This window comes from Streptomyces sp. NPDC048506, assembly GCF_040651315.1.
Lineage (GTDB): Bacteria > Actinomycetota > Actinomycetes > Streptomycetales > Streptomycetaceae > Streptomyces.
This window is the reverse complement of record NZ_JBEZIX010000050.1, coordinates 47458-65475: the sequence shown is the minus strand read 5'-3', so window position 1 is coordinate 65475 and position 18018 is coordinate 47458. Positions and strand designations below refer to the sequence as shown.

The following is an 18018-nucleotide window of genomic DNA, read 5'->3' as shown; positions in this document are numbered from 1 at the left end:
GTCTCTTCTCGAAGCTGAGGGTTTTGGCGGGATTTGCGTGGTTGCTATGCAACAAAAAACCCCTCGTGCCGGGAGGCAAGCGAGGGGAGCGCGTCGGTGCGGTCAGCTGGGTGTCTTCAGGGCCCAGCTTCAGCCGACGCGCTTTCCAAGTACGAGAATTCGGGTGCGCATGGCACTGACCCTCCCCCTGTCGTGCACCGAGTGTCAAGTGGGTGGGACGGAGGTCTCACTATTTGAGCGCAATGGCGGATGCACCAACGCGTCCGGACCCGCCAGCCCGCCGTGCCGAACGGGCAGGCCACTGCCGCTGAGCACCACTGCCCGCCCCTGTCCTGCCAGGTCAGGCACCGGGTAGCCGGAGTGCGCCAGGGTCCGGCGCAGCCGGTGTTCGTCGAGCGGACCGGAGAAGGCCATGCCCATGCCGTGTGTGCAGCCCATGGAGCGCAGCGCGAGCACCTGCTCGGGCAGATCGACACCGTCCGCGACGGACTGCATGCCCAGGTCACCGGCGATCCGCAGCAACCCGGCGGTGATCTTGTGCAGTCGGGCGGACTCCACCACGCCGTCGACCAGCCCGCGGTCCAGCCGCAGCACGTCGATGGGCAGCCGGCGCAGGGCGCTGATCGCGGCGTAGCCGCTGCCGAAGCCGTCCAGGGCGACCCGTACGCCGAGCCGGCGCAGCGCCACCAGCCGGCGCTCCAGGTCGTCCAGCGGGAGCCGGGGGTCGCTTTCGGACAATTCCAGGACGAGTGCGGGCGAGGGCAGCCCGTGCCGGGTGAGCAGCGATTCGATGCCCTTGGGGGACAGCGCACGGTCCAACAGCCGCCGGGCCGAGACCCGGACCGCGACCGGGACCTGATGGCCGGCGCGGTGCCGCGCGGCGGCCTGCTCGACCGCCTCCTCCAGCTGCCAGCGCTCCAGCTCCGCGGCGCGGTCCCCGTCATCGCGGAACCGGCCGCGGTCGCCCACCCGCAGGAACTCGGAGGGCGTGAAGAGTATCCCCTGCGCCGAGCGCCAGCGGGCGTGTGCCGCGACCGCGGTGACCCGCCCGCTGGCCAGCTCCACCACCGGCTGGTGCAGCAGCGCGAACTCGCCGTCCTTCAGGGCCGTCCGCAGCTTGGTGGCGAGCTCGGCGCGGTGCGCCACCTCGTCCTGCATCTGCGGGGCGTACATCTCCACCCGGCCCTTGCCGGCCTGCTTGGCGCGGTACATCGCGAGGTCGGCGTTGCGCAGCAGGCCGGCGGGGGTGACGCCGGGATCGGCGAACGCCACGCCGATGCTGGCCGCCACCCGGACGTCCCGGCCGTCGATGCGGTACGGCTCGGAGAGCTTGATGCGCAGGCGGTCGGCGATCTCATGGACGCGGAACTCTCGGGCCGCGCGGTCGCGGGTGCCGTCGCCGGTGATCAGCGCGGCGAACTCGTCGCCGCCCAACCGCGCCGCTATGTCGCCGGAGCGCACCGATTCGCCCAGCCTCCGGGCGGCCTGCACCAGCAGTTCGTCGCCCGCCTGATGGCCGATGGTGTCGTTGACCTGCTTGAAGCCGTCGAGGTCGATGTAGAGCACGGCGGTGTCGTGGTCGCTGGCCCGGCGGCCGGTGACGGCCTTGGTGACCCGCTCGGTGAACAGGGCGCGGTTGGGCAGGTCGGTGAGCGCGTCGTGGGAGGCGTTGTGCTGGAGCTGGGCCTGTAGCCGGACCCGCTCGGTGACGTCGCGGGAGTTGAAGATCAGGCCGCCGTGGTGGCGGTTGACCGTGGATTCGACGTTCAGCCAGCCGTCGCCGCCGGAGCGCCGGGCGCCGGCGCGGAAGCGGCACTCGATGCGGGTGGTCGGCTCGTCCTGCGGGTCGGCGGCGAGGAAGCGGCGGACCTCGTGGACGACCCGCCCGAGGTCCTCGGGGTGGATCAACGCCGCCAGCTCGGAGCCGACCAGTTCCTCGGCGTCCCGCCCGTAGACCCCGGCGGCGGCCGGGCTGACGTATCGCAGCACACCGGACGGCGCGGCGATCATGATGACGTCGCTGGAGCCCTGCACCAGGGAGCGGAAGTGGTTCTCCTTCTGCGCCAGCTCCTGGGTGAGGGTGATGTTGTCGAGCAGCATGATGCCCTGGCGGACGACGAGTGCGAGGACGACCGTGCAGCCGGTGAAGAGCACCACCCGGTCGATCTGCCGTCCGTCCAGCACGTTGGTGAGGATGCCGAGGGTGCACACCGCGGCGGCCAGGTACGGGGTGAGCGCCGCGAGCGAGCCGGCGATGGGACGGCTGCCGTGCAGCTGCGGACGGCGGGCGGCGGGCTCGACGGCCCCGACCGGCTCGACGTCGTCCAGGTCCTCCTCGCCGGAACGGCGGGCGACCCAGGGTGCGTACGCCAGCAGTATCGAGCCGGCGAACCACCCCGCGTCCAGGATCTGCCCGGAGCGGTAGTGCTCGCGCAGCAGCGGTGAGCTGAACAGCGCGTCGCACAGCACCGTCAACGCCAGTGCGGCGACTGCCGTGTTGATGGCCGAGCGGTGGACGGAGGAGCGCCGGAAGTGCAGCGCGAGCACCATGCTCACCAGGACGATGTCCAGCAGCGGATAGGCCAGCGACAGCGCGCTCTGCGCCACGCTGCGGCCGTGGAAGTGGGCGGTGTGCGCGAGCGCCAGGCTCCATGAGAGAGTGAGCAGGGACCCGGCGATCAGCCAGGAGTCCAGGCCCAGGCAGACCCAACCGGCCCTGGTCACGGGCCGCTTGGCGAGCACCAGCAGGCCCACGATGGCCGGCGGCGCGAACAGCAGGAAGCAGAAGTCCGCCAGCGAGGGGCTGGGCACCGTCGTCCCCTTGACGACCTCGTACCAGCCCCAGACGCCGTTGCCGAGGCCGGCCATCCCGGAGGAGACGCCGAACAGCATCCAGGCCGGACGGAACCGGCTGCGGTGCCGGCGCGCGTACAGGCCGCAGGAGACGGCCGCCACCAGGGCCGCGAAGCTGAGCCCGAAGTCCCCCATGAACACCGCGATTTGCGGAGAGCCCCAGCCGAAGGCGGCGCCGAGGGCGTAGCCGCCGCAGACCACAGCCAGGACGACCTGCGGCACCGCGCTCGACGGACTGCCGGCCGGCGCCGGCGGCCTGGAGAGCATCGCCCCGGGGGCGCTCACCGTGTTCTCCTGCTGTCCCGTACCGGGTGCCGTCGCGAGCGGTGTGCCCGGAAGCCTCGTCGCGTTCCCGCGGGCGCCCGTGGATCGCGCATCACGCGGATCATCCATCGGCCGTACATCGCCCGTCGCCCCCCTCGCGTTCCGGATCTTTCACATCGCGCCGTTTTCGTCCGGCGTCGTCCCCGCTCGGGACGATACACCAGTTCCGTCACTCAGGGACATAGTCCCTCTACGGAGCGTGACTAGGGGCGGAATTTGAATACCCCTTGCAGTCGTACGGCCTCGTAGCGCTACGCGCAACCGGCTCAGTCGACGGTGGCGATCACGTTCCGCAGGGGCCGATCGGCCGCGAAGAGCGTCAACTGCTCGCGCAGCAGCCGCTTCGCACGAGGCAGGAAGGCAGAGCTGGGGCCACCGACGTGGGGAGTGATGAGCACGCCGGGAGCGTGCCACAGCGGATGCCCGGCTGGCAGGGGTTCCGGATCGGTGACGTCGAGCGCCGCGCGCAGGCGCCCGGACTCCAGTTCGGCGAGCAACGCCCCGGTGTCGACGATCGCACCGCGCGCGACGTTCACCAGCAGTGCGCCCTCTTTCATCCGGGCCAGGAAATCGCGTCCTACCAGGCCACGGGTCTCGTCGGTGAGCGGAGCGGCGAGGACGACGACGTCCGCCTCGGGCAGGAGGGCGGACAGGTCGGAGAGTGGGTGCACGGGACCGCGCACTGTGTCACGCGCGGTGCGAGCGACGCGCACCACCCGCGCACATTCAAAGGGTGTGAGCCGGTCTTCTATGGCACTGCCGATCGAACCATAGCCCACGATGAGGACCGACTTGTCGGCAAGAGCGGGACGGAAGCCGGGCCGCCACTCCCCCGCGTCCTGGCTCCGTACGAACCCGGGGACGTCGCGCAGCGCCGCCAGGATCAGGGTGAGCGCGAGCTCGGCGGTGCTGGCGTCGTGCAGACCACGGGCGTTGCACAGCCGGGCGCCGGACGGCATCTGCGGCAGTCCGGGGAGCATGTGGTCGATCCCCGCTGTGAGGGTCTGTACGACCCGGACCCGGGTCATCCGGGACAGCGGGCGCAGGCAGGCCGCCACGCCCTTCATGTAGGGAACGACGTAGAAGACACACCGGGCAGGGTCCGCCGGGTAGTTGGGGCCGGCGTCCCAGTGGACGTAGTGGAACCCGTCGGGGAGCCCGTCGATCTCGTCGGGCGGGATCGGGAGCCATACGTCGTTCGCGTCGCCACGCTGCGCTGCGGTTGTCATGACCTGAGGCTATGCGAAGGAATGTTCTTCCCAGACGTTAGTTTGGTCTGGCCCTTGATCGGGGGCGAGGGGACGGAGGCACAGCCAGGTGGAGCGCAGGACAATCGGTGCGGCGGCGCTCGAAGTGGGCGCCATCGGGCTCGGCTGTATGCCGATGAGCTGGGGGTACACCGAGTCGCAGCGCGGCAAGGAGGGGTCACTGCGGGCGGTGCACGCCGCGCTGGACCGGGGTTGCAGCCTGCTGGACACCGCCGACATGTACGGGCCGTTCACCAATGAGCTGCTGGTGGGGCGGGTGCTCAAGGAGCGGCGGGCGGAGGCGTTCGTCTCGACCAAGTGCGGGCTGCTCGTCGGCGACCAGCACATCGTCGCCAATGGGCGGCCCGGTTACGTCAAGCGGGCCTGCGACGCCTCACTGCGCCGGCTCCAGACCGACCGGATCGACCTCTACCAGCTCCACCGCGCCGATCCGGAGGTGCCGATCGAGGAGACCTGGGGGGCGATGGCGGAACTGGTGGCGGCCGGGAAGGTGCGGTCGCTGGGGCTGTGCGCGGTGGGTGCGCGGGCGGTACGGCAGATCCGCCTGTCCCGTACGGCCCGTACACAGGGGCCGGCGGGGGCCCGTCCGGTCCGTCCGCGTGCCGGGCTGCACGACGGGACGCTGACCCAACTGGAGCGCATCCAGCAGGTGTTCCCGGTCAGCAGTGTGCAGGCCGAGCTGTCGGTGTGGTCCCCGGAGGCGCTGGAGGCGCTGCTGCCGTGGTGCGAGTCGCGGGGCGTCGGGTTCCTGGCGGCGATGCCGCTGGGCAACGGCTTTCTGACCGGGACGCTCACCCCGGGGCAGGGCTTCGAACCGGAGGACATACGGGCCCGCCACCCACGCTTCACCGCCGAGATGATGGCGGCGAACCAGCCGGTGGTGGCCGGACTGCGGCGGGTCGGCGCCCGCTACGGCGCGACGCCGGGGCAGGTGGCGCTGGCGTGGGTGCTGGCCCAGGGCCGCCACGTCGTCCCCGTACCGGGCACCAAGAAGGAGCGGTGGGCCGCACAGAACGCCAAGGCCGCCGATCTGCGGCTGACTGGCGAGGACCTGGCGGAGATCGCGTCGCTGCCGGCGGCGCGGCAGTCCTGGTAGCGGGCGCCGGACGCCGTCCCGGCGGGGGGAGGGGAATTCCCCGCGCCGCGCCGCCCGATGTGATGTTGTGGTGCCAGCCAGGAAGACGAGAGGATCCCCGTCGTGCAACGCCGTTCCCAGACCGCCGTGTTGGCCGTCGCTTCGCTGCTCCTGGCAGCGGGCTGCTCGTCGGGCGGTGGCCGGCCGCAGGGCGGCGGGAGTTCCGCCGCTCCGGCCAAGAGCCCCGGCGCCTCGGCCGGAGCCGGGGCGCCGAGCGCCACGCCGACGTCCGCCGCGCCGCCCGCCAAGGGCACGGTGAAGGTGGTCGGGACCCTGGTCACCGGCCTGACGTCGCCCTGGGGGGTGGCGGTGCTGCCGGGCGGCGATCTGCTGGTCGGCTCCCGTGACACCGGGAAGATCGTCCGGATCTCGGCGGACACCGGGAAGAGCACCGAGCTGGGTTCGGTGGCGGGCGTGGACCCGGGCGGCGAGGGCGGTCTGCTGGGTCTCGCGGTCTCCTCCGACTTCGGCACCGACCACCAGGTGTACGCGTACTTCACCACCGCGTCGGACAACCGCATCGCCCGCATGATCTACGACGAGAAGCGCCCCCCGGGCGACCAGCTCGGCGCGCCCGACACCATCCTGCGGGGCATCCCCAAGGGCCAGATCCACAACGGCGGCCGGATCGCGTTCGGCCCGGACAAGATGCTCTACGCCGGGACCGGCGAGACCGGTGACAACGGCCTGGCTCAGGACAAGTCCTCGCTGGGCGGCAAGATCCTGCGGATGACGCCGGACGGCGAGCCCGTACACGGCAACCCCGAGGCCGACTCGGTGGTGTACGACTACGGGCACCGCAATGTGCAGGGGCTGGCCTGGGACAGCGACCACCGGCTGTGGGCCTCGGAGTTCGGGCAGGACACCTGGGACGAGCTCAACCTCATCGAGCCGGGCAGGAACTACGGCTGGCCGGAGGTCGAGGGCAAGGCGAAGGGCGGGCAGGGCGGTTCCGGGTTCGTCGACCCGGTCGAGCAGTGGCGGCCCGCGGACGCCTCGCCCAGCGGCATCGCCTACGCCAAGGGCTCGATCTGGATGGCGTCGCTGCGTGGTGAGCGGCTGTGGCGGATCGCGCTGAACGGGACGAAGCCGGTGGCGGCGCCGCAGGCCTTCCTCAAGGGCACCTACGGGCGGCTGCGGACCGTCGTGGCGACCGGTGACGGCGGATTGTGGCTGGTCACCAGCAACACGGACGGCCGGGGCAAGCCGCACAAGGGCGACGACCGGATCCTCCGCCTCAAGGTGACCTGATCCCGCTGGTCCCTCTGATCCCCTTTTCACCGTTCCTGCCTACACTCGGGTGCCAGGGGGACGGGTGCGCGTCACATCGACGAGGGGGCAGGCACCGTGTTCAACATCGTGGAAGAGCTGTTCGCGCCGGGCCGCAAGCACACCGACGAAGAGCGGCAGAAGATGACGCTGGTCGTCGACGACATCGGTGACGGCGACCCGGGGAAGGGCCCGATAGACCTCTCCTCCGGGACGGTCGTCATCCGGACGCAGCGGAGCGGCCCCGCTGCCTGAGGTGCCTTCCCGCGGGCCCGGTCCGCGCCGCGGCGATGTCCCGGCTGCGGGCCGCGGCGACCGCACCGACCACCGGCATCGCGAGCAGCGCCAGGGGGATCGGCCCGTAGCCCGAACATCAGCCCCCGCCGCAGCACGGCGCGCGACTCCCCCATACCGTCCTCTGCATCCCGAACGCGCCGCCGCCCGCCGGCACCACCGCCGCAGTATCCCAGCAGCTCACCGCCCGACGGCGGGGCGGGTGCGCGGCGGCGGTCGGGCGCGCGGTGGTAGGTCGGGCGCCCGGCGTCGGTCGGGTCAGGACGCCGCCGGTTCGCCGAACAGGCGCAGGCGGTGGGCCACCGCGCCCGCCTCGCCGCGGCCGGAGACGCCCAGCTTGGCCAGGATGTTGGAGACATGGACGCTGGCCGTCTTCGGGGAGATGAACAGGGCGTCGGCTATCTGGCGGTTGCTCCGGCCCTCGGCGACCAGGCGCAGCACGTCCCGTTCGCGCGGGGTCAGGCCGAGGGACTCGGCGGGTGCGGGGCCGGCGGGCGCACCGTCCCCGGCGACACCGCGGGTGGTGCCGGCGGTCGCGGGCGCCGGTATCAGCCCCGGCAGCGGGATACGGGCCCGCTGGGCGAGCAGGGCCAGTTCGTCGACGAGCGGGCGGGCGCCCATCTCCCCGGCGGCGGTGTGCGCCTGGGTGAGCAGGAGCACGGCGGCCTCGCGCGGGGTGCGGCCGTTCAGCCCGGCGGTGGCCCGTTCGCTGCCGTGGAGGAGCGACTCGGCCCAGCGGTAGCAGGCCCGGGCGAGCTCGTGCGGGCGCTCCAGCGGCTCAAAGGCGGCGACCACGGCGGCCCAGGCATCGGGGGTCTCGCGGCCCTCGGCGCGGCGGAGTTCGGCGTCGACCGCGAGGCGGTGCGCCTCCCATACCGGGGCGAGCCCGGGCAGCTTCTTGACGGCGTCCCGGATGCCGTCCAGCACTGCGGGCCGGCCGGGCTCGGCGGCCGGCAGCCCGCGGGCGTCCGACTCGGCGGCGGTGGCCCACCACAGCAACGGCCAGGCGTAGCGCTGGGTGCCGGGCGGGAAGCCGAGCTCCATGGCCTGGCCGAGGATCGCGCGGGCGTCGAGGATCCGGCCCTGGCGGGCGGCGATGCGCAGGGCGTGCTGGGCGAGCGGGAGGGCGTGCTGCGGCTGGGGGTCGTGGGTGCCGTAGTGCTCCCGGGCAACGGTCAGTTCGCGCTCGGCGGCGGCGAGGTCGCCCTCGTCCAGCGCGAGGTCGGTGAGGCGGTTGGCGGCCAGGGCGAGGGAGCGGGCGCTCTGGGCGAGCCGGCGGCTGTCGGCGGCGGCTCGGCTCGCCTCCTCCCAGCGGCCCAGCGACTGGAGGGATTCGGCGCGGTTGGCCATCACCCAGCAGGTCTTGTCCTTGAGGCCGTAGCGGGTGGTGAGTTCGATGCCCTGCTCGGTGACCTCGGCCGCTTCGCGGGAGCGGCCGACGCCCTCCAAGGCGGACGGGAGGTTGACGTGGCCGCGCCCGATGACGGCGAAGTAGCCGCGCTCGACGGCCCGGTCGAGGGCGCCGCGGAGGTCGGCGAGGCCCTCGTCGACCTCGCCGGAGTCGACCCGCAGCCCGGCCAGGGTCAGCCGGGAGTTCAGCTCGGCCTCCTCGTCGCCCACCAACTGGGCCAACTCCACGGCCCGTTCGGCCGTGGCGAAGGTGCTCGGCCCCGGTTCGTGCAGGATCGCCCAGCTGGCGACAGCGGCCATCACCTCGGCGTGCACGGAGGACGGCGGCAGCCCGCGCACCAGCTCCTGCGCCCGGCCGAGGTCCTCCCAGCCGTTTCCGCGGCCGGTGCCCTGGCAGAGCCGGGAGCGCTGGACCAGGAACCAGGCGGTGCGGAGGGGGTCGTTCTCCGTGCGCAGGGCCCGCAGGGCGCGCTTGGTGATCGTGAAGGCCCGTTCGCCGTCGCCGGACAGCCGGGCGGCCACCGCGATCTCGGCGAGCAGGTCGAGGAAGCGGAGAGCGTCGTCGCAGCCGCAGGCCGGGTAGCTCTCGGCGTAGTCGACCGGGCGCACGCCCTGGCGGACCTCCGGGGGCGCGTCGTCCCACAGCTCCAGGGCGCGGTCCAGCAGCCGCAGCTGCTCGGCGTAGGCGTGGCGGCGGCGGGCCTGCACGGACGCGGCGAGGACCGCGGGCAGCGCCTTGGCGGCGTCATGGGCCTTGTACCAGTAACTGGCCAACCGGGCGGCGCAGGCGTCGGCCCGGACCAGCGAGGGGTTGGCCTCCAGCGCCTCGGCGTAGCGCCGGTTGAGGCGGGTGCGCTCGCCGGGCAGCAGGTCGTCGACGACCGCCTCGCGGACCAGGGCGTGCCGGAAGCGGTAGCCCGTGCCGTCCTGGGTGGGCACCAGGGTGTTGCTGCCGACGGCGACCCGAAGCGCCTCGATGAGGTCGTCCTCGGTCATCTGGCAGACGGCGGAGAGGAGTTCGTGTTCGACCGTGGAGCCGCCCTCGGAGGCCGTCCGCACCACCCGCTGGGCGTCCTCGGGCAGCGCCTCGACGCGCACCAGCAGCAGATCGCGCAGCGGGTCGCTGAGGCCGTGCAGACAGCCGTCGGCGAGGCTGCGGGCGAGCTCCTCGACGAAGAAGGCGTTGCCCTCGGAGCGCTTGAAGACCCGGTCCACGGTGCCCTCTTCGGGATCGCTGCCGTTGATCCCGGCGATCTGGGAGCGGACCTCCTCGCGGTTGAAACGGGCCAGCTCGATGCGCCGGACCGTGCGCATCCGGTCGATCTCGGCGAGGAACGGGCGCAGCGGGTGCCGGCGGTGGATGTCGTCGGAGCGGTACGTCGCCACCAGCAGGACGTTGGCGTCGTGCAGGGCGCGCAGCAGATAGGCGAGGAGTTCGCGGGTGGAGCGGTCGGCCCAGTGGAGGTCCTCGATGACGATGACGAGGGTGCGGTCGGCCGCGAGCCGCTCCAGGAGGCGGGCGGTCAGCTCGAAGAGCCGGGCCCGGCCGATCTCCTCGTCGTGCGCCTCTCCCGGCGTCTCGCCCAATTCGGGCAGGATGCGGGAGAGTTCGCCCTCCTGGCCGGCGACGGCGGCGGCGAGCTCGTCGCGCAGGTGCCAGTTGAGGGTGTGCAGGATCGCGGAGAACGGCGCGAAGGGCAGGCCCTCCGAGCCGATCTCGATGCAGCCGCCGAGCGCGACCAGCGCGCCCCGGGCACGCGCGGCCTCGCTGAACTCCTCGATGAGGCGGGTCTTGCCGACCCCGGCCTCGCCTCCGATGAGCAGGGCCTGGGGCTCGCCGGACGCCGCGATCCGGGCGAGCGCCTCGCCCAACGCGGCGAGCTCGGCCGTACGGCCGACGAACACGGGACTGACGGACCTGGTCTCCACGCTGCTGAGCATCGCACAGGGGTCTGACACTCCGGCAAGGGGTTCCCTCCCGCGGGACGGCCGGCGGCGCAGGTCAGACGGCGGCACGGCGTACCCGCCACCGCCGGGACGGGCGCGAACTCACCTGCCCTTCGGGTTCGTTCTCCCCGGAGCGGCGGCCGGCGCCACCGGCCTCGGCGCGCAGGACCTCGGTCGCCTCGCGCACCAGGCGCTGCCGGTCGGCCTCGCGGCGCAGCTCTTCGTAACGGACGTGCATCTCCAGCTCGGAGTGGAACATGGTGGGTCTCCCCCGGTGAGGTGGGCTTGGTGCCACGGCCTGCTGCGTTGGCTGTCTGCCGTGGCTTGTTGACGGGCTCAAGCCTCGTCGCCCAGGGGGGTCGCCCACATCGGGAGAGTTCCCGATCTCTGCGTACGGCGGTGCTTAGGCTGCCGGTGCGGTCGGCCGTACGCGACTTAGAAACCGGTCGGGGGCCGGTTCCGACAGCCGTACCCGGCCTCGGAACCGGCCCCCGCACCGCCGTGGTCCTTAGGCGCCCGGACCGGCCCCCTTAGGGATGCTGGGCAGGCTCGCGAACAGATCGAAGTACATGCCTGCGGAGATCAGGATCCCCAGCACCCCGAGCGCCAGCCCGCCCCACGCGACGGCCCGCACCCAGGCGGCCCGCGGCCGGCTCAGCACCACCGCGGCGACCAGCACCGCCAGCAGCGCGAAGACGCCGTTGACCAGGGCGGTGGTGTGCCAGGGGGTGCCGTACATGGCGGCGATCTGGTCGGTCGCCTGGCCGGACTGGAGCTTGATCTGCCCCACCAGCGTCTGCCGTTCGGCCATCAGCCGGCCGAACCAGGTGCCGGTGACGGACGCGAGGCCCAGTCCCGCGGCGACCACGGCGCCGGCTCCGGCGGCGACGGGGGTGGCGGTGGGCCGGGAGGGGTCGGGGTCCGCACCCTCGTCCGCGCCGTCGTCCGCGCCCTCGTGGTCCCCGTGTTCGGCGCCGTCGGACGCCTCGCTGCCGGCGGCGTCCGAGGCAGTGTCCTCGTTCTGCCCGGCGGCAGCCGCCCCCGCGGCCTGCTCTACGGCCTGCTCATCGGCCTTCTCGCCAGGCTTCTCACCGGCCTTCTCGCCGGCCTTCCCCTCCGTGGCGGCGGCCTGCGCCGGCACGGTCTCGTCGTCGGTTCGCTTGTCGGATCGCTGGTCGGATCGCTGGTCGGATCGCTGGTCGGTCGTGGTCGTCCTAGTCGTACTCGTACCCATGTGCGCGACCGTAGGGGCCGCGTCTGAGAGCGAGATGAGAGCCGCAGCGTGCGGTCCGCCGGCCACCGACGGGCACGTCCCGGGCCGGACCCGCCCGCCCGTACCGCCGGTACTCGCCTCAGACGCGCACCAGACCCGCCTCAGACGCGCACCAGCGGCCGCTCCCCGCCCGGCTCCGGCGTGGCATCGTCCTGCTCCGATGTGGCCCCGTCCCGCTCCGGCGGCGGTTCGATGCTGATCCGCGGCAACCTGCGGTCGAGCCAGGAGGGCAGCCACCAGTTGGCGCCGCCCAGCATGTGCATCAGCGCCGGGACCAGCAGCGTGCGCAGCACGAAGGCGTCCAGCGCGACCGCGGATGCCAGGCCGATGCCGAACATCGCGATGGTCCGGTCGCCGCTGAGGATGAACGCGGCGAACACCGCGATCATGATGACCGCCGCCGAGTTGATCACCCGGCTGGTCTCGGCGAGGCCGACCCGTACCGACCGGCGGTTGTCGCCGGTCAGCTGCCACTCCTCGTACATCCGCGACACCAGGAACACCTGGTAGTCCATGGACAGCCCGAACAACACCGACACCATGATCACCGGCAGGAACGGTTCGATCGGCCCGGCGCTGCCCAGCCCCAGCGCCTCGCTCCCCCACCCCCACTGGAAGATCGCGACCACGATCCCGAAGGACGAGGCGACGGCCGCGACGTTCATCAACGCGGCCTTGAGGGGTATGCCGATGCTCCGGAACGCGAGCAGCAACAGGAGCGAGCCAAGCGCCACCACCACGCCGATGAAGAGCGGCAGCTTGCCCACGATGACCGACGCGAAGTCGTCATAGCTCGCCGTGACGCCGCCGACCTGCACCCGCATCGTGGTCCCGTCGGCGGCCTCCGGAAGCACGTCCGTACGCAGCCGCTGTACCAGGTCGGAGGTCTGCCGGGACTGCGGTGAGCTGTCCGGTACGACGGTGATCAGCCCGGTGCTCCGGCTGCCGTCGAACTGCGGGCCGCTGACCTGGGCGACGCCGGGGGTGGTGCGCAGCTGGTGCGGCAGCTTCTCGAAGGCGATCCGGTCCTCGGGGCCGTCGAGGGCACCGACGAGGGTCAGCGGCCCGTTGAACCCTGGCCCGAAGCCCCTGCCGGGGCCGTCCCCCGGCCCTCCTCGCGCCAGCAGGTCGTACGCCTTGCGGGTCGTGGACGTGGCCGGATTGTTCCCCTGGTCGGAGGTGCCCAGGTGCAGACCGAACGTGGGCAGGGCGAGGGTCAGCATGACGGCCGCCGCGGTCGCTCCCAGCAGCTTGGGGTGTCGCTCGACGAAGCCGGCCCAACGGACGGCGATACCGGCGCGCCGCTCGTGCCGCGGCCCCTCCTCGGCGAGCCGACGCCGCTCCCGCCGGCCGAGCACCCGCGTCCCGATCAGCCCGAGCAGCGCCGGCAGCAGCGTCACGGACGCGGCCACCGTGAGGACGACGGTGAGCGAGGCGGCCAGCGCGACGCCGTTGAGGAACCCCAGCCGCAGGATCAGCATCCCCAGCAACGCGATGCACACCGTCGCGCCGGCGAAGACGACCGCCCGCCCCGACACCGCAACGGCCCGCTCGGCGGCCTCCTCGACGGAAAGGCCCGCCCTGAGGCCCTTGCGGTGCCGGGTCACGATGAACAGCGCATAGTCGATGCCGACCCCGAGGCCTATCAGGCTGCCGAGCATCGGCGCGAAGTCGGCGACCGTCATGGCGTGGCTGAGCAGGCTGATGCCGGCCGAGGCGGTGCCGACCGCGGCCACCGCGGTGACGATCGGCAGGAAGGTCGCGGCGAGCGACCCGAAGGCGAGGAACAGCACCACGGCCGCCGCACCCAGCCCGATGACCTCCGGCAACTGCGCCCGCGGCGCCTCGGTCAACGCGATCCCGGCCCCGCCCAGCTCGACCTGGAGCCCGTCCCCGCTCGCGGCCCGCGCGGTGTCCACGACCTCACGTACCTGCGCCGCCTCCAGCTCATCGGCGGGCCGGTCGAACATCAGCGAGGCATACGCGGTCCGCCCGTCCGCACTGATCTGCTGCCCGCCGTGCCCGCTGCCGCCACCATGCCCACCACGGCCGTGCTCACCACGGCCGTGCTCACCACGGCCGTGCCCGATATCGGCCTGCTTGCCGTAGGGCCCCCGTACCTCGGCAACGCCCGGTAGCTGAGCGACCTCCTCCAGCGTCCGCCGCATCGTCTTCTCGACCGCGCCGGACCGCACCGTCCCGTGCTCCGTGTGCCACACGATGGTGTCGCTGTCCCCGGACTGCCCCGGAAACGCGTTCGCCATCAGGACACTCGCCTGCCCGGACTCGGTCCCCGGCACCTCGTAGTCGTTCGAGTACGCGGATCCGGTCACCCCCGCCGCAACGGCAACGCCCGCAAAGGCCGCGAGCCAAAGAACGATCACCACGATGCGGCGCCTGAGACACCACCGAGCCAGAGCGGTCACGACGTCGATGCTTCCCGGGGTTGTGCGTCGATATCTCCCGGGTACGGGTGGTGCCGAGCGCGTATGTACGGGGACGGGCGGGCCCCCGCGCGCCGGTTCGGCACGACGACGGGCCCTAGCAGAGCAGAGTGACACCCGGAAAAGATCCTTTGCCCTGTTTGTGGGCTTCCCCACAAAGAAGCGGGAAGGGAGATCCTGGCCCGGGACTCCGGCTCCGTCGTCTGTGCGGCGCCGCGCCGGGGGCGCCCCGCCCCGGCCATCTGCCACGGCCATCCGCCCGGCCCGCCCGCACGTCAGCCCTTCAGCGGCACCTGCACCTCGGCCCGGATCTTGCCCGTCTCATCAGCAACCGCCTGAAGATCAACCGACTGCGGGTCCTTCCCCAGGTCGGCAGCATCGGTTTCCGCGACACTGACCGTCGTACTGGAGGTCCCCCACACACAGAACGACAGCGTCACCTTCTGCCCTGCTGTCGTCTTCACGTCCACTCCGCAGGTCAGCGGATCCCCACCACTGCCCGGCGTGAACTTCTTCTCGGGAACGGCGACTTCGACATCCGGAGAGTTCGTCATCCCGTGGATCATGCGGGTGACGCCCTCTTCGGGATCGTCGATGGTGCCGTTCAAACCCATCATCACCAACGATTTGGTACCCCCGGTGTACTGACCGGCCGCCGCATGCACACCGTGCGCATTCACCCCGTCATGCGGCACTTGGGCGTCCGCCTGCTGGGATATGTCCTTGGCCAGTGAGTACTTCCCGTCAACCAGCGACTGGGGCACAGTGATCTTGTACTTCGGCCCGCTGGAGGACTTACCGGAACCCCCATCGTCCCCACCGCGGAGCGCCATGGGCGCAACAACGCCGCCGATGACCAACACTCCGGCAATCGCCCCGAGAATTCCCCATACCTTCCCCGCGTTGCTCTTGGGCGGCTGCGGAGGTGGCGGCACCATCCCCGGCCCGCCATAGCCGTACGGAGTCTGCTGCGGCACCCCATAGGCCCCGGGCGGGGGCGGACCGTACGGACTCTGCTGCCCATAGGACCCCGGCGGCACCTGCCCACCCGGCGCCTGCCCGACGGGCGCCTGCGGCGGGTACCCGCCAGGCTGACCCTGCTGCGGAACACCCGACGGCGAGCCGCCCCATCCGTTGTTGGGGAACTGCGGCGTTGTCATTTACGGACCTCGGTCTCTTCCACTCATGGCCCCGCAACCGTGAGGGGCGCACCCGACCCGATCGGCAATGAGCCGGGCCCACTTGCCGAATGCATACGTCTGGACCGTTGTTCGGCGACGGCATCGACAGCACCACCGAACCGCTCGGCCCGGGTCGCGAACACGGTAGCCCAGGGCCACCCTCGTCGGGCCCACAACGACGGGCGCTGTCAGACCTCTTGACCGACCTATTGGTCTGAACCATTCTGTGCGCCAGGGACTGGGACCGCGATCGGCCCGGCCCCGTCACCGGTGGCCACCGTCTCGCGCACCTTCCCCGCACTTCCCCCACACCTCCCCCGCGCCTCCCCGGGCTCTCCCCTTCGGCACTGGAGACCGCCATGTCTCGCACCGCGCGTACCAGACCTTCTCGCCACAGACGCCTGCTCACCACGCTCCTGGCCGCCTTCGCCACCGTCGCAACGGCCACCGCGACGACCACCGCGACCGCGTCCGCAGCCCCCGCACGCGTACCCGCGGCCCCCTCCCCCACCACGTCCGCCACCACGTCCGCCACCGCCGATGTCAACGTCGCCAAGAACGCCGGCTACGAAGCCGGCCTCAGCAACTGGACCTGTTCGGCGGGCAGCGGCAGCACCGTGACCTCCCCCGTGCGCAGCGGCACCGCCGCCCTCAAGGCCACGCCCACCGCCTCGGACAACGCCACCTGCGCGCAGGCCGTCGCCGTCAAGCCCAACGCGACGTACCGGCTCAGCGCGTACGTCCAGGGTTCCTACGTCTACCTGGGCGCCTCCGGCACCGGCACCACGGACGTCTCCACCTGGACCCCGTCCGCCACGGGGTGGCAGGAACTCACGACCACCTTCACCACCGGCCCCAGCACCACCTCCGTCACCGTCTACACCCACGGCTGGTACGGACAACCCACCTACTACGCCGACGACTTCAGCGTCCTGGGACCCGACGTCGGAGGCGGGACCGACCCCGGCCCCGAGGTCCCGGCGACGCCCGGCGGCCTGACCGCCGGCACCGTGACGTCGTCCTCCGTCGCCCTCTCCTGGAACCCGGTTCCCGGCGCGACCGGCTACACGGTTTACCGTGACGGCACCAAGGACCGTACGGCGAACGGCACTTCGGCGACGGCTACCGGCCTCGCCCCCGCCACCACCTACCGCTTCCAGGTCTCCGCCACCAACGCCGCCGGCGAGTCGGCCCGCTCTGCGGAGGTCACGGCGACCACCGCGCCCTCGGGTGGCGGCACCGACCCCACCGTCCCCCGGCACGCGGTCACCGGCTACTGGCAGAACTTCAACAACGGCGCCACGGTCCAGAAGATCAGCGACGTCCCCGGCCAGTACGACATCATCGCGGTCGCCTTCGCCGATGCCACCACCACGCCCGGCGCCGTCACGTTCAACCTCGACTCGGCGGGCCTCGGCGGCTACACCGTCGACCAGTTCAAGGCCGACATCAAGGCCAAGCAGGCGGCCGGCAAGTCGGTCGTCATCTCCGTCGGCGGCGAGAAGGGCGCGGTGTCCGTCAACGACGCAGCCTCGGCGTCCAACTTCGCCAACAGCGTCTACGCGCTCATGCAGCAGTACGGGTTCGACGGCGTCGACATCGACCTGGAGAACGGCCTCAACCCCACCTATATGACGCAGGCGCTGCGCTCGCTCTCCCAGAAGGCGGGCGGCAGGCTCGTGCTCACCATGGCGCCGCAGACCATCGACATGCAGTCCACGTCGGGCGGCTACTTCCAGACCGCGTTGAACGTCAAGGACATCCTCACCGTCGTCAACATGCAGTACTACAACAGCGGTTCGATGCTCGGCTGTGACGGCAAGGTCTACTCCCAGGGCAGCGTCGACTTCCTCACGGCACTCGCCTGCATCCAGCTCGAAGGCGGCCTGGATCCCTCGCAGGTGGGCCTGGGGCTGCCCGCGTCCACCCGCGGCGCGGGCAGCGGCTACGTCGCTCCGAGCGTCGTGAACGCCGCCCTGGACTGCCTCACCAAGGGCACGAGCTGCGGCTCCTTCAAGCCGGCGAAGACCTATCCGGGCGTGCGCGGAGCCATGACCTGGTCCACCAACTGGGACGCGGCGAACGGCAACGCCTGGTCGTCGGCGGTCGGCCCGCACGTTCACGGACTGCCGTAGCCCCGGCCACGAACGCGGAATTCGCACCACACGATCTTCCCCGGCAGGCGCTCGCCGACGCCCCATGCGTCGGCGAGCGCCTGCACGAGCAGCAACCCTCGGCCCGACTCGGCCTCCTCGCCCACGACTGCCCCCGATACGCGCGGCTCCCCGTCCCCGCTGTCGTGCACCTCGACGCGCAGCGGCCCGTCCGCGGCCCCCAGCGTCAGCCACAGCCGGTAACCGCGCCCCGGCGGGACGCCGTGCAGCAGGGCGTTGGTGGCCAGTTCGCTCACGCAGAGCACGATGTCGTCCGCGCGTTGTCTCAGGTCCCAGTCGGCGATGACGGTACGGGCGAACTCCCTGGCCAGCGGCACGGAACGGCGCTCCCGAAGGTAGAAGGCCGAGCGGGTACAGAGAGCCTGGATCTCCTTGTGCATGGCGCCACTGTCACACCCTGTGATTACGCTGGACCACAGCGTGAAGTCGTACAGATTCGATGTACG

Annotated in this window: 12 protein-coding genes; 4 read left to right on the top strand and 8 right to left on the bottom strand. The window is 72.0% G+C overall.

Going from position 1 to position 18018, the window contains the following annotated elements:
* Positions 1–204: 204 nt before the first annotated feature.
* Positions 205–3138 carry an EAL domain-containing protein gene (locus AB0C96_RS33110; RefSeq protein WP_362922605.1) on the bottom strand — a complete coding sequence of 978 codons (2934 nt, stop codon included), beginning with the start codon at positions 3136–3138 and terminating at the stop codon, positions 205–207.
* Positions 3139–3443: 305 nt separating this feature from the next.
* Positions 3444–4406, bottom strand: coding sequence for a 2-hydroxyacid dehydrogenase (locus AB0C96_RS33105; protein ID WP_362922603.1), 963 nt, complete (start codon positions 4404–4406; stop codon positions 3444–3446).
* An 88-nt stretch (positions 4407–4494) separates the two neighbouring features.
* On the opposite strand from AB0C96_RS33105, the gene AB0C96_RS33100 reads away from it, so the two are divergent.
* The 3 genes from AB0C96_RS33100 to AB0C96_RS33090 all read left to right on the top strand — a co-directional run bounded on the left by AB0C96_RS33100 (position 4495) and on the right by AB0C96_RS33090 (position 7104).
* Positions 4495–5541 carry an aldo/keto reductase gene (locus AB0C96_RS33100; RefSeq protein WP_362922601.1) on the top strand — a complete coding sequence of 349 codons (1047 nt, stop codon included), beginning with the start codon at positions 4495–4497 and terminating at the stop codon, positions 5539–5541.
* Between the two features lie 102 nt (positions 5542–5643).
* Positions 5644–6831, top strand: coding sequence for a PQQ-dependent sugar dehydrogenase (locus AB0C96_RS33095; RefSeq protein WP_362922599.1), 1188 nt, complete (start codon positions 5644–5646; stop codon positions 6829–6831).
* Between the two features lie 96 nt (positions 6832–6927).
* Complete coding sequence (locus AB0C96_RS33090) at positions 6928–7104, top strand: DUF6191 domain-containing protein (RefSeq protein ID WP_362922598.1); 177 nt, start codon at positions 6928–6930, stop codon at positions 7102–7104.
* A gap of 297 nt (positions 7105–7401) precedes the next feature.
* Here AB0C96_RS33090 and AB0C96_RS33085 read toward each other — a convergent pair whose 3' ends face one another.
* From AB0C96_RS33085 to AB0C96_RS33065, 5 genes are all read right to left on the bottom strand, one after another.
* A complete protein-coding gene (locus tag AB0C96_RS33085; RefSeq protein ID WP_362922596.1) occupies positions 7402–10494 on the bottom strand; it encodes an AAA family ATPase in 3093 nt (1030 codons plus the stop codon).
* A 61-nt stretch (positions 10495–10555) separates the two neighbouring features.
* A complete protein-coding gene (locus tag AB0C96_RS33080) occupies positions 10556–10759 on the bottom strand; it encodes a hypothetical protein (protein WP_362922594.1) in 204 nt (67 codons plus the stop codon).
* Positions 10760–11008: 249 nt separating this feature from the next.
* Entirely contained in the window at positions 11009–11734 is a 726-nt protein-coding gene (locus tag AB0C96_RS33075) for a hypothetical protein (protein WP_362922593.1), read from the bottom strand.
* 140 nt (positions 11735–11874) lie between these two features.
* Positions 11875–14199 (bottom strand): MMPL family transporter, encoded by a 2325-nt coding sequence (locus AB0C96_RS33070; protein ID WP_362922591.1) that lies wholly within the window; start codon positions 14197–14199, stop codon positions 11875–11877.
* 293 nt (positions 14200–14492) lie between these two features.
* The gene (locus tag AB0C96_RS33065; RefSeq protein ID WP_362922589.1) at positions 14493–15194 is read right to left on the bottom strand and encodes a hypothetical protein; all 702 of its coding nucleotides are present in this window, start codon (positions 15192–15194) and stop codon (positions 14493–14495) included.
* Between the two features lie 563 nt (positions 15195–15757).
* Between AB0C96_RS33065 and AB0C96_RS33060 the strand changes: the two genes are divergently transcribed.
* Entirely contained in the window at positions 15758–17533 is a 1776-nt protein-coding gene (locus AB0C96_RS33060; RefSeq protein ID WP_362922588.1) for a glycosyl hydrolase family 18 protein, read from the top strand.
* Here AB0C96_RS33060 and AB0C96_RS33055 read toward each other — a convergent pair.
* Positions 17518–17952, bottom strand: coding sequence for an ATP-binding protein (locus AB0C96_RS33055; RefSeq protein WP_362922587.1), 435 nt, complete (start codon positions 17950–17952; stop codon positions 17518–17520). The two genes, AB0C96_RS33060 and AB0C96_RS33055, sit on opposite strands and share 16 nt — an antisense overlap.
* Positions 17953–18018 lie beyond the last annotated feature (66 nt).

Coding starts and splice junctions, on each gene's coding strand:
- AB0C96_RS33080 (WP_362922594.1), bottom strand. CDS start 10,759: ATGTTCCACTCCGAGCTGGAGATGCACGTCCGTTACGAAGAGCTGCGC.
- AB0C96_RS33055 (WP_362922587.1), bottom strand. CDS start 17,952: ATGCACAAGGAGATCCAGGCTCTCTGTACCCGCTCGGCCTTCTACCTT.
- AB0C96_RS33085 (WP_362922596.1), bottom strand. CDS start 10,494: ATGCTCAGCAGCGTGGAGACCAGGTCCGTCAGTCCCGTGTTCGTCGGC.
- AB0C96_RS33105 (WP_362922603.1), bottom strand. CDS start 4,406: ATGACAACCGCAGCGCAGCGTGGCGACGCGAACGACGTATGGCTCCCG.
- AB0C96_RS33060 (WP_362922588.1), top strand. CDS start 15,758: ATGTCTCGCACCGCGCGTACCAGACCTTCTCGCCACAGACGCCTGCTC.
- AB0C96_RS33075 (WP_362922593.1), bottom strand. CDS start 11,734: ATGGGTACGAGTACGACTAGGACGACCACGACCGACCAGCGATCCGAC.